Consider the following 13,563-nt stretch of genomic DNA (forward strand, 5'->3'; position numbering starts at 1 on the left):
TCGTGAACGGATCGGTCCTGTCCCGCCCGGCTCCCGAGCCGCCCCGCACCGTCGCCGTCGGCGACGACCCCGACCAGGTCATGGACCTGTGGCCGGACGGCGGGCCCGGCCGCCCGCTGGTCGTGCTGGTGCACGGCGGGTTCTGGCGGCCCCCGATCGACCGGACGCACCTGCGGTCGATGGCGGCCGCCCTGAACGCGCTGGGGCTGCCGGTGGCCTCGCTGGAGTACCGCCGGGTGCCCGGCGACCCGGACGCGACGGTCGCCGACGTGCTCGCCGGTCTGCGGGCCGCCCGCGCCGTCGCCGGTCCGGTCGTCGCGGTGGGGCACTCCGCGGGCGGGCACCTCGTGCTGCACGCCGCGGCCGTCGAGCCGTCGCTGGTGCGGGCGACGGTGCCGCTCGCCCCGGTCGCGGACCTGGCGCTGGCCGACGCGGAGAACCTCGGCGACGGCGCGGTCCGCGCCTACCTCGGCGGCCCGGCGGCCGGGCGCACCGACCTGGACCCGGCGGCGGGCCCGACCCCGCCCGGGCCGGTGACGATCGTCCACGGCGACGCCGACGACCGCGTCCCGCTGGGCGTCTCGCGCTCCTACGCCGGCCGGCACCCGTCGGTGCGGCTCGTCGAGCTGCCCGGCTGCGACCACTTCGCGGTGGTCGACCCGCTGTCGGCGGCCTGGGAGACGGTGACCCGGGAGATCCTGGCGGCGGCGACGTGACCGCGCCCGGCGGCCTGCCCCGCCACCAGCTCACGATGACCGTGCTGATGACGCCGGACATGGCCAACTTCTCCGGCAACGTCCACGGCGGCGCGATCCTGAAGCTGCTCGACCAGGTCGCGTTCTCCTGCGCGAGCCGCTGGGCCGAGACCTACGTCGTGACGCTCTCGGTGGACCGGGTCCGCTTCCGCGAACCGATCTACATCGGCGAGCTCGTGACGTTCCAGGCGTCGGTGAACGACACCGGGCGCAGCTCGATGGAGATCGGCATCCGGGTCACCACGGAGAACATCACCGAGCGGACCCAGCGGCACGCCAACAGCTGCTACTTCACGATGGTCGCGATGGACGAGCACCGGCGGCCGGTCCCGGTCCCGGAGCTGGTCCCGTCGACCGACACCGAGCGCCGTCGCCGGGACGAGGCGCACAGGCGTCGCGAGGCGCGCCGGGCCGGCGACTGACCCCGGACACGACGGTGCCCCGGGACCGCACGGTCCCGGGGCACGTCGAGGTACGGGGAGGTCAGTTGACCGAGTCGCCCGCGCCGGAGGTCTGGCCGCAGTTGTCGGACTGGTCGGTGGTCGAGTCGCCGGAGACCGCCTTGGCCTTGCCACCCAGGCCGAGGGCGCCGGTGAGGCCGCTCAGCAGGTTCGCGTCCTCGATCGGGGCCTGCACACCCAGCACGTTGACCGGGATGTTGTTGTTGCAGACCTGGATCGGCACGTTGACGTTGTTGCCGTTCAGGCCACCCGCAAGCAGGCCCTTGGCGTCCTTGTCGATGTGGCCCGACTCGTGCTTGCCGTGGTGCTTGCCGTCCTTGGCGGAGTCGCCCGCGTAGTCGCCGGCGAAGGCCAGCGGGGAGACGGCGAGCAGGGACGCGGCGGACGCCGCGACGATGATTCCGGCCTTCTTCAGCACAGTTCTTCTCCTGATGAGGTCTCAGGGCCGTGGTGAAGGCCCCGTTCCATGACGGCACGCTGACAAAAAGGGGGGAGCCCGTGCCGACTGGCTGCGAATCTAGCTGCGCGGGAGAGCCCGAACAATTCTTCTACCACCATCGGGTGGCCAAATTACTTTCCGTTCGGATACTCCCACGATCGGGTCGAATGCGATCGGGGCGAACCGCCCGGAGCGGCACCGGGGCCGGCGACGACGACCACGGCGGGTGGTCACGCGCCCCTGCCCCGGACACGGACGTGCCCCGGGACCGCGAGGGTCCCGGGGCACGTCAGCGACGAGGAGTCGGTCAGTTGACCGAGTCGCCCGCGCCGGCCTCCTGGCCGCAGTTGTCGGACTGGTCGGTGGTGGAGTCGCCCGACACGGCCTTGCCCTTGCCCGCGATGCCGGCGGCACCGGTCAGGCCGTTGCCCGCAGCGGCGTCCTCGACCGGAACCTGGACACCCAGGACGTTGACCGGGACGTTGTTGTTGCACGCCTGGACCGGCACGTTGCCGTTGTTGCCGTTGGCGCCCGCGACGATGCCCTTGGCGTCCTTGTCGATGACGCTGTCCGAGCCGGCGAACGCCAGCGGCGACAGGCCGAGCAGGGCGACGGCGGACACGGCGGCGACGAAACCGGCCTTCTTCTTCTGCACAGTCTTCTCCTGGTGAGTCACGGATCCATTCGGATCCGGGCACGTGCCGGCCCGACGACAAAGGGGGGAGCCCGAACCGGCTGAGAAGAACCGTAATGGCGGGAAAGGTACCCATCAAGCTCAGAACACCATCGTGGGGAACAATCACCGAGCGTCAGATATTCACACGATATGGTTTCGTCGCCGAGTCGGCGATTTCGCACGACGACGGGACCGTCGGTTCATCGCGGGGATGTCGTGGCCCGCACGGCCGCGGCCGCCGCGGCGGGCCAGGCGGCGTAGACCTCGGCCGACGGCGCGGCGGCGACCGCGGCGGCGAGCAGCGGGCGCAGGTCCGGGCGGTCGGTCCCGACGGCGAGGACGAGTGCGACCGCGCGGAGCTGCCACGGCCGGTCGAGCAGCCGCTCGTCGAGGTCGTAGCCGGGCAGGCCGCGGGCCCACCGGGCGTCCGGCGGCGCCGGGGACGGGGCGGGGTCGAGACCCCGCAGGGCCGCCCGGCTGACGCGTCCCTCCAGGTCGGCCGGGCCGTCGGTGCACCGCGCCGGCGCACCCGGGACGACCAGGTGGTGGACGCGGGCCGAGTCCGACCAGATCGCGGTGCGGACCCCGGGGCCGGTGTCCCCCGCGACGTCGAGCAGGTACTCCGAGCGCGGCCGGTACCAGCTCGGGGGCACCCCGAGCACCGGCCAGCCGCTGCACCCGGTCGCGGCGGGGAGCACCACGTTGCGGACGCCGGGGGTGTCGCGGTGGGTACGCCAGACCCGGCCGCACCCGCAGCGGCCGAGCCGGGCACCGGCCGCGTCCGCGGTGTCCGGCCGCCCGGTGCCGGTCCAGATCCGGGCGACTGCACGGGCACCGGCGCGGGGGCCGACCTCGTCGGCGTGGTGGTCGTACCAGCGGTCGATCGTGGCGGCGGTGGTGAGGCCGTGCCGGAGCACCGCGCGTTCGGCCAGGTTGACGAGCAGGTCCACGGTGCCGCCTCCGATCGGGGGGTCGGGAAGGACGTGCGGGACCGGTCCGCGGGGAGCGCGGACCGGTCCCCCACGCGTCGTTCAGCGGGCCGGGTCGATCGCGACCGGCTCGCGTCGTGCCTCGTGGTGGTTCGCGTTGCGCGGCGTGGCCAGCACCTGGCGGGTGCGGTCGTCGAGCGCGACGGAGTCGGACAGGGCCCCGCTTGCGGCGAGCGTGTGCTCGAGCGCGTCCAGCCAGTGCTGGTAGTAGCTCCAGGGCTCGCCGCCGTCGCCGTTCTCCCAGGCCTTGATCGCCTCGACCAGGGAGAGCTGGAACTCGCTCCACTCGTAGTGGCCCTCGTGGTACGCGGCGACCGCCATGGCGAAGGCCCGCAGCTCCCACGGCTCGGTGAACGGCTTGTCCGCCCCGGGCATGTCGCAGACGAGCTTCTCGATCCGGCGGCGGGCGTCGCCCAGCTCGGTGGCGTCCGTCCGGACCCCGGCGCTCATCCGCGGGCCGCCTGGGTGACGACCGGCTTCGCCTTACCGACGCCGATCATCGAGTCCCGGGTGACCAGCGCGGCCAGCTCGTCCTCGGAGAGGTGCTCGCTGCCGGCCGGGCGCTGCGGCAGCACCCAGTAGCGCAGCTCGGAGCTGGAGTCCCACACCCGGATCTCGACGCTGTCGGGCAGCGGCAGGTCGAAGTCCTCGGCCAGCACCTTCCGGGGCTCACGCACGATGCGGGCACGGAACGGCGGCGCCTTGTACCAGTTCGGGGGCAGCCCGAGCACCGGCCACGGGTAGCACGAGCACAGCGTGCAGACGATGACGTGGTGGACGTCGTCGGTGTTCTCGACGGCGACCATCTCCTCGCCCTGCAGGCCGCCGATCCCGAGCTCGCGGCAGGCCGCGGAGGCGTCCTCCAGCAGGCGCGCCTTGAACTCCGGGTCGGTCCAGGCCTTGGCGACTACCTTCGCGCCCAGCTGCGGGCCGACCTCGTTCTCGTAGACCTCGGCGAGACGGTCGACCGCCGCGGTGGTCATCACGCCCTTCTCGATCAGCAGCGACTCCAGGGCCTTGACCCGGGCGGTGATCTCCTCCTGCGTGCGGAGCGGGGTGTCGGTGGGCTTCGCGGTCATGGGTCAGGCTCCCTGGGTGGCGGGGACGAGCGAGAGGTACGGCTCCCACACGTCGAAGTAGTTGACGCCGTTCGGGTCCGCGTACTCGGCGCCCCACAGCTCGGTGGCGTCGAAGCGGACGGTGTAGAGGTGCTCGGGGCAGTCGCCGAGCCCGTTGCCGGCGGTGTCGGGGTAGAGGTAGGTGCCGTGGGCCGCGCTGATCACGCCGCGGCGGCCGCGGATGTAGCGGGCCCGGCGGGTGTGGCCGTAGGGGCTCTCGGAAGAGATGACGACCTCGTCGCCGACGGAGAACTGCGCGACCTTGTCCGACTCGCGGTGGGCCGGGAACCCGTTGGTGACCGCCCAGTCGACGAACTCGACGATCTCGGTGTCGGTCTCCCGCTCGGGCAGCGGCGCGTCGGGGTTCTCCAGGTAGTGCTGGGTCCGCGCCTCCAGCTCGGCCGGGTCGAGCACGCCCGCGGCCTCGGCGTAGTGCTCGACCGTGTGCATCCAGTGCTCGTAGTAGTTCGAGATCAGGTACTCGGCAGGGTCCATCTTCTCGATGCCGTGCCGGAACTGGTCCACGTTGAACAGCCCGGCGCGGGCGCTCTGCGCGAACATGGAGAAGGCGCGCTTCTCCCAGTCGGCGCGGAACACGGGCTCGGACATGTGGTCGTTCTCGACCTTGCCCAACCCGTCGGTGCCGCCGAGATCGAAGACTCCGTTCACTTCTGTCCTCCCACGGTGGTGAGGGCCGGCGGAGCGGGGAAGCCGCCGACGGCCTGCTCGAAGGTGTGCGCGACCCGCAACACGGTCGCGTCGTCGAAACGCCGGCCGACGATCATCAGCCCGGCCGGTAGGCCCTCGACCAGCCCGGCGGGGACACTCGCGGCGGGGTGCCCGGACACGTCGAACGGGGCACAGTTGCCGACCATCCCCAGCGCGGTGGGCAGGTAGGTGCCCAGGTCGGCGTCGAGACCGAGCAACTCGGGTGCGGTGTAGGGCAGGGTCGGCATGACCAGCACGTCGTAGCCGGTCAACGCCTGGTCGTAGGCCGCGCGCAGTTCCAGGGCCAGGTTGCGGGCCATCCCGTAGTAGGCGCCGCCGCCGTGGCCGAAGGTGTAGCCACCCGAGAGCCCGACGAGTTTGACGGTCTTGGACAGCTCCGACCCGCGGGCGTGGCGCTGGCGGTGGTAGTGGCCGATCAGCTCGGGGTCGTAGAGGCCGGGGTAGTTCATGCCGTAGGCGTTGCCGTCGACCATCTGGTGCGCGGCGCCCTCGGTGGCGATGACGTTCCAGACCGCCATGCCGTCCAGATGCCAGGGGATCGAGATCTCCTCGGCGACCAGCCCGGCGTCGGTCAGGGTGGTGATCGCGGCGCGCACGGCCTCGTCCACGGCCGGGTCGCTCTCCGGACGGCCGAAGCCCTCGGTGACGATCCCGACCCGCAACCCGGCCGCGGACTGCTCGAGCGCGGCGAGGTAGTCGACCGGGTCCAGCGTGGTGGGCTGGCGGGCGTCGAGCCCGTCGACCCCGGCCAGGACCCCGAGCATCAGCGCGGCGTCGGACACGGTGCGGGTGATCGGGCCGAGGTGGTCGATCGTGGCCTCGATGGGGAACGCCCCGGTGTAGGGGACCAGCCCGTGGGTGGGCTTGTGCCCCACGGTCCCCGAGAACGCCGACGGGATACGGATCGAGCCGCCCTGGTCACCGCCCACGGCCATGTCGACCGCGCCGGACCCGACCAGCGCCGCGCTCCCGGAGGAGGATCCGCCCGAGGCCCGGGTCGGGTCCCAGGGGTTGCGCACCGGCCACGGCCGGGAGGTGAAGCTGGCCCCGGAGAAGCACAGGTCCTCACACATCGCCTTACCGGTGATCGTCGCCCCGGCGGCGAGCAGCCGGGTCGCGACCGTGGCGTCACGGGAGGGCACGAACCCCTCGACGGTGGCCGACCCGTTGGTCATCGGCACCCCGGCGAGGGAGATGTTGTCCTTGAGTGCCACGGTCCGCCCGGCCAGCGGGCCCTGCGCGGCGCCGGGCACCGAGGTGGTGACGTACCAGCCACCCAGGGGGTTGTCCGCGGGCTCGGACCACTCCCGCTGCGGTGCCTGCGGCGCGGTGGCGCGGTAGAGCTCCTCGACCCGCTCCGAGGACGCGAGGGTCGCGGTCACCGCCGGGCCGAACTCGGCCAGCTCGGCCTCCGACAGGCCGAACGCGTAGTGCTCGTTCAGGGCCGCCAGACGGGCGGCGTCGGGAGGTGGAATCGCCATCGAGCGGTGCTCCTCACATCGGGGGGATGCGAGAAAGCTAGGGTTCATGCCTTCTCATGTCAATCAATACAGACGCATTGACACGAGGTCTGACGCGTCCGTTCCACCCCTGTCACATGCGCGTATTCACGACCGTCCCTCGCTGTCGTCCATCGAGCCGAAGGTCGCGCCGCGGGCGGTCGCGAGGTGCAGCGGCTGCTCGACGTGGTGGTGGCCGTCGAGCGCCAGGGTGCCCCGCGGCAGGTCGTAGCGGCCGAACCGGATCTCGTCGGCGACGGGCACCGGCTCGGTCGAGCGGACCCGGCGCGCCGCGACGGCCCACACGTGGATCGCCTCGAACATCGACTCCGACAGCGACGACAGCGGCGGCGCCCACTGCCCGAAGCGGGCCCGGTAGCGCTCCAGCAGCGTGCCGTTGCGCTCGGTCTGCAGGTGCTGGAAGTAGCCCGAGACCCCGTGGATGCCCTCCGCCGCCCGCAGCCCGACCCGCTCCAGGGTCGCCTCGTCCATCGCCGGGCCCAGGCTGACCGTCCGGTCCCGCAGCCCCATCGCGTGGCACTGGCGCTCGAACGCGGCGGCGTCGGCGCCCACGAAGGTGTTGAGCACGACGTCGGCGCCCGAGGCCGCGATCCGCTCGACCAGCGGGGCGAAGTCCCGGGCCCCGAGCGCGGCGTAGCCCTCGCCGACCAGCACTGCGCCGTGCGCCGGGAGCACCTCGCGCGCGGCGGTGTTGACCGCACGGGGCCACACGTAGTCGTTGCCCGCCAGGAACCAGCGACGCCCGCCGGCCGCCCGCATGACCGGCCCCGCGGCCGTCGCGAGCTGGGTCGCGGGCCGCTCGCCCAGCCGGATCCGCAGCCGGGACTCGCCGCCGCCCTCGTTCATGTTGGTGTGCACGACGAGCACGTCGCGGCCGGTCAGAGCGGTCGACACGGCGTGGTAGGTGGCCGACGTCGTCGTCAGGAAGATCGTCCGGCAGCCGGCCCGGGCCAGCCGCAGCGCCTCCAGCGCCCCGGTGCCGGGGTCGGTGGCGTCGTCGGCCTCCAGCAGGTCCACCGGCCTGCCGCCGACCCCGCCCGCCGCGTTGATCTCCTCGACGGCGAGCGTGGCCACGTTCGCCACCGCCGAGGCGAACAGCCCGCCCGAGCCGGACCGGCTGGTGAGGACCCCGATGCGCGGCCCGGTGACGGCGTGGTCGCGGACCGGGTGCCCGCGGCGGCGCATCAGCCACTCCAGCCCGCGCTCGTCGATCCCGGCGTCGAGCCGGATCCGGGTGCCGCCGGGTGCGGGGGTGAACCGCAGCCGGATGCGGCCCCGCCAGGGCTGGTCGTGGGTGATCGTGATGGTGCGCGGTCCGCGGAGCTCGCTGATCCGGCCTAGCACGTCGACCGGCGGCCCGCCGGCGATGGGCGCCCGCAGGGTGACCGGCTCGCCCACCGCGACCCGGTCGCACGCCGCACCGAACAGCCAGCCCGCGCCGGAGTCACGCCCGAAACGTCCGAAGACGACCGCCGGGTCGGCGGCGACGAACTCCTCCACCGCGAGCGCGATCGTCCCCATGGGGGTCAGTCTCCCCGCACGGAGGGGCCGGTCATCCGGTCGCGCCCTCCCGGTCCGTCGCGGGACGGCTCTCCACGGCGGACCCCACCTCGCCGAGGGAGGACTGGAACAGGGTGCGCAGCAACGCGATGACGTCGGCGGCCGCACCACCGGGCTCGATGGAGTAGTAGCGGTACCGGCCGGAACGGCGCTCGGTGATCAGCCCCGCGACGCGGAGCACCCGCAGGTGGGTGGAGACGGCGGTCCGGCCGACCGAGGTGATGCGGTCGGCCAGGTCGCCCGCGCTGACCTCGTCGTGCTCGGAGAGCACGGTCAGGATGCGGCGGCGGACGGGATCGGCGAGCGCGTCGAAGGCGGGGCCGGCGTCCCGGCCGGCCCCGGCAGACGCGTCAGGATCCGATGACATGATGCGGAGTCTAACGCGGACGGCCCGTCCGTCGGGTGTGACACCGTCAGGCGGGCGTCACCAGCGCCTCGGGGAGGTCCCCCGCGCACGCCGCCAGCGCCCCGCGGTCGAGGCCCTGCCGGGCGAGGGTGTCGACGAGCAGCGCCAGCGCCTCGGGTGGTGGCGGGGAGTCCGGCTGCCCGGCGTCGGAGGACAGCACGACGCGGTCGAGGCCGACGGCCCGCGCGTAGCCGGCGAGCGCCTCCGCGGTGCATCCGGGCTGGTGGAGGAGCTGGAAGGTGGTGATCTCGGCGACGGCGCCGAGGTCGGTCAGCGCGCGGGCCCGCGCGGCGGGCATGCCGGGGACGGTGTAGCCGGGGTGGGTCAGCAGGATCCGGCGGACACCGAGCCCGGACGCGGTCCGCACCAGCCAGTCGCACTCGTCGGCGCCGAGGTGCCCGGTCGCGAGGACGGCGTCGGCCTCGGCGACCGCGCGGCACACGGCCCGGACCGCGTCGGCCGTCGACGGGTCGACCGGCGGGACCGCGTACGAGGTCGCCGGGAGCTCGGGCCGCACGCAGCACAGCGCGGGCAGACCGGCGGTGCGCTGGGTGTGCGCGTCGGCCGTCGGCATCCAGACGACCCGGCCGCCGGACTCCAGGCACGCGACGACCGCGGCCGGGTTGATCCCGCCCACGTGCTGGTTGAGTGCGAGTCCCCCGTGGACGGCGAGCGGGGTGTCCCGGCCCGCGGCGGCGGCCCGCCCGACGGTCGACTCGTAGTGGCCCTTGAGGACACAGCCCCGGAACCCCGCCGCGGCGTAGGCGGCGACGGTGTCCCGGTCGTCGGCCCGCCGGGGGACGATGTCGGGCGCCGCGTGGACGTGCAGATCGAACACGCGCCCACCGTGGCGACGCCGCCCCCCGACCACAAGACCCGGTGCTCCGGGAGCAACGGTTCACCCGTCCGACCTGCGCAGATCGACCGTTCCGGGCATCGGTGACGGGCGGCGGCCCCGAGATGTTGCTGCACGGACAACTGCTCTTGATTCGCCGCGGGACGCTGCGCAAGCTTCTGCCCATGGCTACGGAGCGGCCGTCCAGCGTCCACCGGGCGGCGACCATCCTCGACCTGCTGGGCTCGGCCGGGGCGGTGGAGCGGGGCGGTCTCGGGGTCGTCGAGATCGCCCGCCGGGTGGGGCGCGAGAAGTCCCAGATCTCCCGGGCACTGCGCGTGCTGGAGGAGACCGGCCTGGCCGAGCGGGACCCGGAGACCCGGACCTACCGGCTCGGGCTGCGGATCGTCACGATGGCCCGCCACGCGGAGCGGCAGTGGCTGCTGGCCCGGACCCCGCCGGTGCTGGGCAGGCTCACCGCGCTGACCCGGGAGCGGGCGCACCTGTCGGTGCTCGACGACCAGGGTGTGCTCACCCTGCTGTCCCGGACCCCGACCCCGGTCCGTGATGACTGGGCCGGTCGGTTCGCGCCGGTCCACAACACCTCCTCCGGCCGGGCGCTGCTGTTCGACCACCCCGACGACGTGGCCCGCCGGCTGTTCGCCGGGGGCACTGCGCCGGCCGCCCTGCCCGCCGGGGTGGACCTCGACGAGCTGGTGGCACGGCTGCGCCGGGCCCGCAACCAGCGCTTCGCCTGGGTGGACGAGGAGTTCGAGCCCGGCCGGATCGCGATCGCCGCCCCCGTCCGCGACCTGCACGGACGGGTCTGCGCCGCGTTGAACGTCTCCGCGCCGAAGGCCCGGGTCGCGCCGCAGCTCGACGCCGTCGCCCGGCTCGTGCAGGCCGCCGCCGGACGGATCACCCGCGAGATGGCCGGGTCGCCCGCCGGTCCGCAGCGGACCCCCTGACGCCGCGCCGACACGCGCCCGCGCCGCAGCACCGACACCGGTCCCTGCACGACGGCGGGGTCCGGCACCCCCTCACGCCCGCACCACCGACCACGGAGGAACGCCGTGCCCGTCCGCCCCCTGCCCTTCTTCAGCACCGGCGCCCGCGTCGACGCCGATCTCCACCTCCCCGACGACGGCGGCTCCGGTGCCCCGTACCCGGTGCTCGTCGCCGCCTCCGGCTACCAGGGCCTGAAGGTGATCCACCCCGAGCGTTTCGCCAGGGCGCTGACCCCGCGCGGCTACGCCGTCCTGGCCTTCGACTACCGCGGATTCGGCGCCAGCGAGGGCGAGCGCGGCCGCCTGGTCCCCCAGGAGTGGGCGGAGGACGTGCGCGCCGCCGTCGACCGGGTCACCGTCGAGCCCGATGTGGATCCCTCCCGGATCGGGCTGCTCGGGTGGGGTCTCGGCGGGGGCGTCGTCGTCGCCGAGGCGGCGGAGGACCCCCGGGTCCGCGCGGTCGCCGCGGTCAACGGCATCGCCGACGGCACCCGGTCCACCCGCACCATGCACGACGAGAGCTCCTGGGCGAGCCTCGTGCGCCGGATCGCCGCCGACCGCGGCATCCGCGCGACGGCCGGACGGTCCGAGGTGACCTCCCCGTGGGACGTCGTGCGGCTCGACCGCGACGCCCGCACCGACGGCTACGTCGGCGAGGAGCTGTACAGGGCCCCCGGGTTCGGGGCCGGGGTGACCCTGGAGTCCGCCGACATGCTGCTGCGCTTCAGCCCCGAGTCCCTCGTGCACCGCATCGCGCCGCGGCCGCTGCTCGTCGTGCACGGTGCCGAGAACCGGCTGCACCGGCCGGAGGAGGCGCGGTCGCTCTACGACCACGCCGCCGAGCCGAAGCGGCTGGAGATCATCGAGGGTGCAGGCCACACCGAGTGGATGTTCGACGACAACCCGACCTTCGCGCACCTGATGGAGACGGTGGAGAAGTTCTTCGGCGACGCGTTCGCCCCGGTCGCCGTGGCCTGAGTCCCGCCGGTCAGGCGGCGGGCGTCCGCGTCCGGCGCAGGACCAGCAGCCCGCCGACGGCCGGGACGACCGAGAGCAGCCGGGTCGTCCCGGTCGTCGGCATCAGACAGGCGACGGCGATCGTGACCAGGTAGGCCAGCCCGTGCACCGGCCCGAGGACCGACGCGACCCCGGGCAGGTGCACGGTGGCCAGGTTCAGCAGCAGGACGGCCAGCGACGCCGTCTCGACCACCGACGCCAGGGCGAGCCAGCGGCGTTCCGCGGGGCCGGACACCGGTCAGACCCCCGTCGTGGAGCCGGGGCGGACGATCATCAGCACCACGACGACCACCCACAGCAGACCGAAGATCCCCGACGCCGCACTGAGCTTCCCGGCGCGCCGCGCCCACGTCGCCCGGTCGGTCGGGGCCGCGTCCGGGTCGGCGATCAGGTCCATCGCGCGCTGCTGCTCGGGCAGCACGACCAGGGCCAGCACCAGGGCGGCGGCGACGGTCAGGACCAGCGAGATCACCAGCCACGGGTCGGTCAGCACACCCATCTGCACCGCCAGCGCGATACCGAGGACCGGGACGCTCAGACCGGCGACCGCGTAGACGCGGCTGATCCGGTGCAGCAGCACCGGCACACCCTGTGCGCCGACGGGGCGCGGCCCGTCGCCGCCGACGCCCAGGGCGAGGCCCGCGTACCGGGGGAAGAGGCTGACCGCGACCGTCACCGGTCCGATCAGGACGATCGCCGCCACCACGTGCAGGCTCAGCAGCACCTTTCCCATCGCATGCCCCTCCCGGGTCCCACGTTCGACGTGCAGTCCGACTGAAACACGATGTTACAGTCCGACTGAAACTTCGGAGGAGGTACCCGTGTCACAGCCCCAGGACCCGCCCCGCCGCCCGGTCGCGGCGATGCTGCTCTTCCCCGGCCTGACCCACCTCGACCTCGTCGGGCCGCACGCCGTGCTCGCGACGGACATGGACGTGCACCTGGCCTGGAAGGACACCGATCCGGTCGTCTCGGACTCGGGCATGGCGATCCTGCCGACCACGACGCTGCGCGACTGCCCGCGCGAGGTCGACCTGCTGATGGTCCCGGGCGGCTTCGGGACGAAGGACGTGATCGCCGACCCCGAGCTGCTGGACTGGGTCGCCGACGTCGGCGCCCGCGCCGGCTGGGTGACCTCGGTCTGCACCGGGTCGCTCGTCCTCGGCGCGGCGGGCCTGCTGCGGGGCCGCCGGGCCACGACGCACTGGACGACCCGCCACCTGCTGGAGACGTTCGGCGCCGAGAACATCGTGGCGCGCACCGTGGTCGACGGCAACCGCATCACCGGCGGCGGGGTCACGGCGGGCATCGACTTCGGCCTCACCGTCCTCGCCGGGATGCTCGGCGAGGAGCGGGCCCGCACCGTCCAGCTCGCCCTGGAGTACGACCCGCAGCCCCCCTTCGACGCCGGGACGCCCGAACGGTCGACACCCGCGGCCGTCGCGCAGGTGCGGGCGATGGTCGCGGCGGCGAACGCCGAGATCGAACGGACGACGGCCGCGCGGGCGCGGTGACCGGGCGTTCCACCGCTACGACCCGCCGCCGGGAGCCTCTCCGGTGAACGCCTCCAGGAGGACCTCCGCGACACCGCGACGCAGCTCCCCCGGAACGTGACCGAACACCTCGTCGTCGAGCGCGTCGAGGACCGCACGGCCCCAGTCGTTCAGCTCCGCCCCGACGGCGGTGACGTGCAGCCGGGCCCGCCGCCCGCGCCCGGCGGGGGTGCGCCGCTCCACCGCCCGCAGCTCCTCGAGCTGCACCAACGTGGCCTGCATGCTCTGCGCGGTGACGCCGGCGCGGCGGGCGAGCTCGCTGTAGGAGCACCCCGGGTCGCGGGCCAGGTGCCCCAGCGCGGCGAGGTGGCGCATCGACAGGTCGCGTGCGCGCAGCCTCGTCTCGGCGGTCTCCCGGAGCCGACGACCGAGGGCCATGACCAGGAAGGCCGTCCGGGGCTCGGGGGGCGGTCCGCCGGTGTCGTCCGACAACTCATCTCCGCAGGAACGGTGGGGCCCGCCAGTCTCGCACGGGCACGCACCGGCCGTTCTCCTCGT

The 13,563-nt window shown here is 74.0% G+C and carries 18 protein-coding genes; 5 read left to right on the top strand and 13 right to left on the bottom strand.

The genetic code is table 11. The features are described from left to right. The first annotated feature begins 2 nt into the window (after positions 1–2). Both DMP17_RS25230 and DMP17_RS25235 read left to right on the top strand, forming a co-directional pair. The gene (locus tag DMP17_RS25230) at positions 3–716 is read left to right on the top strand and encodes an alpha/beta hydrolase family protein (protein ID WP_226354245.1); all 714 of its coding nucleotides are present in this window, start codon (positions 3–5) and stop codon (positions 714–716) included. Then, complete coding sequence (locus tag DMP17_RS25235) at positions 713–1,177, top strand: acyl-CoA thioesterase (protein ID WP_337830780.1); 465 nt, start codon at positions 713–715, stop codon at positions 1,175–1,177. The genes DMP17_RS25230 and DMP17_RS25235 overlap by 4 nt, the downstream gene beginning before the upstream one ends. A gap of 61 nt (positions 1,178–1,238) precedes the next feature. On the opposite strand, the gene DMP17_RS25240 is transcribed toward DMP17_RS25235, so the two are convergent. From DMP17_RS25240 to DMP17_RS25285, 10 genes are all read right to left on the bottom strand, one after another. After that, the gene (locus DMP17_RS25240) at positions 1,239–1,634 is read right to left on the bottom strand and encodes a hypothetical protein (RefSeq protein WP_226354247.1); all 396 of its coding nucleotides are present in this window, start codon (positions 1,632–1,634) and stop codon (positions 1,239–1,241) included. 328 nt (positions 1,635–1,962) lie between these two features. Beyond that, a complete protein-coding gene (locus DMP17_RS25245; RefSeq protein ID WP_226354248.1) occupies positions 1,963–2,310 on the bottom strand; it encodes a hypothetical protein in 348 nt (115 codons plus the stop codon). Positions 2,311–2,531: 221 nt separating this feature from the next. After that, positions 2,532–3,281: a nitrile hydratase subunit alpha gene (locus tag DMP17_RS25250; RefSeq protein ID WP_337830781.1), complete on the bottom strand. Its 750-nt coding sequence runs from the start codon at positions 3,279–3,281 to the stop codon at positions 2,532–2,534. Positions 3,282–3,362: 81 nt separating this feature from the next. Then, positions 3,363–3,770: a nitrile hydratase accessory protein gene (locus tag DMP17_RS25255; RefSeq protein WP_062398650.1), complete on the bottom strand. Its 408-nt coding sequence runs from the start codon at positions 3,768–3,770 to the stop codon at positions 3,363–3,365. Then, complete coding sequence (nthA, locus tag DMP17_RS25260) at positions 3,767–4,399, bottom strand: nitrile hydratase subunit alpha (RefSeq protein ID WP_226354250.1); 633 nt, start codon at positions 4,397–4,399, stop codon at positions 3,767–3,769. The genes DMP17_RS25255 and nthA overlap by 4 nt, the downstream gene beginning before the upstream one ends. Before the next feature lie 3 nt (positions 4,400–4,402). Continuing rightward, positions 4,403–5,107 (bottom strand): nitrile hydratase subunit beta, encoded by a 705-nt coding sequence (nthB, locus tag DMP17_RS25265; RefSeq protein ID WP_226354251.1) that lies wholly within the window; start codon positions 5,105–5,107, stop codon positions 4,403–4,405. Further along, on the bottom strand, positions 5,104–6,648 hold the full coding sequence (locus tag DMP17_RS25270; protein WP_337830782.1) for an amidase: 1,545 nt from the start codon (positions 6,646–6,648) through the stop codon (positions 5,104–5,106). The genes nthB and DMP17_RS25270 overlap by 4 nt, the downstream gene beginning before the upstream one ends. A gap of 126 nt (positions 6,649–6,774) precedes the next feature. Further along, positions 6,775–8,208 (bottom strand): substrate-binding protein, encoded by a 1,434-nt coding sequence (locus DMP17_RS25275; protein WP_226354253.1) that lies wholly within the window; start codon positions 8,206–8,208, stop codon positions 6,775–6,777. A gap of 31 nt (positions 8,209–8,239) precedes the next feature. Next, on the bottom strand, positions 8,240–8,614 hold the full coding sequence (locus tag DMP17_RS25280; RefSeq protein WP_226354254.1) for an ArsR/SmtB family transcription factor: 375 nt from the start codon (positions 8,612–8,614) through the stop codon (positions 8,240–8,242). Positions 8,615–8,660: 46 nt separating this feature from the next. After that, positions 8,661–9,491, bottom strand: coding sequence for a DUF6282 family protein (locus tag DMP17_RS25285; RefSeq protein ID WP_226367931.1), 831 nt, complete (start codon positions 9,489–9,491; stop codon positions 8,661–8,663). Between the two features lie 182 nt (positions 9,492–9,673). Here DMP17_RS25285 and DMP17_RS25290 point away from each other — a divergent pair, with 182 nt between their 5' ends. Continuing rightward, positions 9,674–10,456: an IclR family transcriptional regulator gene (locus DMP17_RS25290; RefSeq protein WP_337830783.1), complete on the top strand. Its 783-nt coding sequence runs from the start codon at positions 9,674–9,676 to the stop codon at positions 10,454–10,456. Positions 10,457–10,561: 105 nt separating this feature from the next. Beyond that, a complete protein-coding gene (locus DMP17_RS25295) occupies positions 10,562–11,473 on the top strand; it encodes an alpha/beta hydrolase (protein WP_226354257.1) in 912 nt (303 codons plus the stop codon). A 10-nt stretch (positions 11,474–11,483) separates the two neighbouring features. Here the strand turns inward: DMP17_RS25295 and DMP17_RS25300 are convergent, their stop codons facing one another. Next, positions 11,484–11,747, bottom strand: a complete 264-nt coding sequence (locus DMP17_RS25300) for a hypothetical protein (RefSeq protein WP_337830784.1) — start codon at positions 11,745–11,747, stop codon at positions 11,484–11,486. Positions 11,748–11,750: 3 nt separating this feature from the next. Then, positions 11,751–12,245 (bottom strand): hypothetical protein, encoded by a 495-nt coding sequence (locus DMP17_RS25305; protein ID WP_337830785.1) that lies wholly within the window; start codon positions 12,243–12,245, stop codon positions 11,751–11,753. 88 nt (positions 12,246–12,333) lie between these two features. Here DMP17_RS25305 and DMP17_RS25310 point away from each other — a divergent pair, with 88 nt between their 5' ends. After that, positions 12,334–13,026: a DJ-1/PfpI family protein gene (locus tag DMP17_RS25310; protein WP_337830786.1), complete on the top strand. Its 693-nt coding sequence runs from the start codon at positions 12,334–12,336 to the stop codon at positions 13,024–13,026. Between the two features lie 15 nt (positions 13,027–13,041). On the opposite strand, the gene DMP17_RS25315 is transcribed toward DMP17_RS25310, so the two are convergent. After that, positions 13,042–13,497, bottom strand: a complete 456-nt coding sequence (locus tag DMP17_RS25315) for a MarR family winged helix-turn-helix transcriptional regulator (RefSeq protein WP_226354261.1) — start codon at positions 13,495–13,497, stop codon at positions 13,042–13,044. Positions 13,498–13,563 lie beyond the last annotated feature (66 nt).

The sequence above is a fragment of the Pseudonocardia sp. TMWB2A genome, from assembly GCF_017312135.1.

Excerpts from the sequence above, each read along its gene's own strand:
- DMP17_RS25255 (WP_062398650.1), bottom strand. The coding sequence starts at position 3,770 with ATGAGCGCCGGGGTCCGGACGGACGCCACCGAGCTGGGCGACGCCCGC.
- nthA (WP_226354250.1), bottom strand. The coding sequence starts at position 4,399 with ATGACCGCGAAGCCCACCGACACCCCGCTCCGCACGCAGGAGGAGATC.
- DMP17_RS25270 (WP_337830782.1), bottom strand. The coding sequence starts at position 6,648 with ATGGCGATTCCACCTCCCGACGCCGCCCGTCTGGCGGCCCTGAACGAG.
- DMP17_RS25275 (WP_226354253.1), bottom strand. The coding sequence starts at position 8,208 with ATGGGGACGATCGCGCTCGCGGTGGAGGAGTTCGTCGCCGCCGACCCG.
- DMP17_RS25280 (WP_226354254.1), bottom strand. The coding sequence starts at position 8,614 with ATGTCATCGGATCCTGACGCGTCTGCCGGGGCCGGCCGGGACGCCGGC.
- DMP17_RS25290 (WP_337830783.1), top strand. The coding sequence starts at position 9,674 with ATGGCTACGGAGCGGCCGTCCAGCGTCCACCGGGCGGCGACCATCCTC.
- DMP17_RS25305 (WP_337830785.1), bottom strand. The coding sequence starts at position 12,245 with ATGGGAAAGGTGCTGCTGAGCCTGCACGTGGTGGCGGCGATCGTCCTG.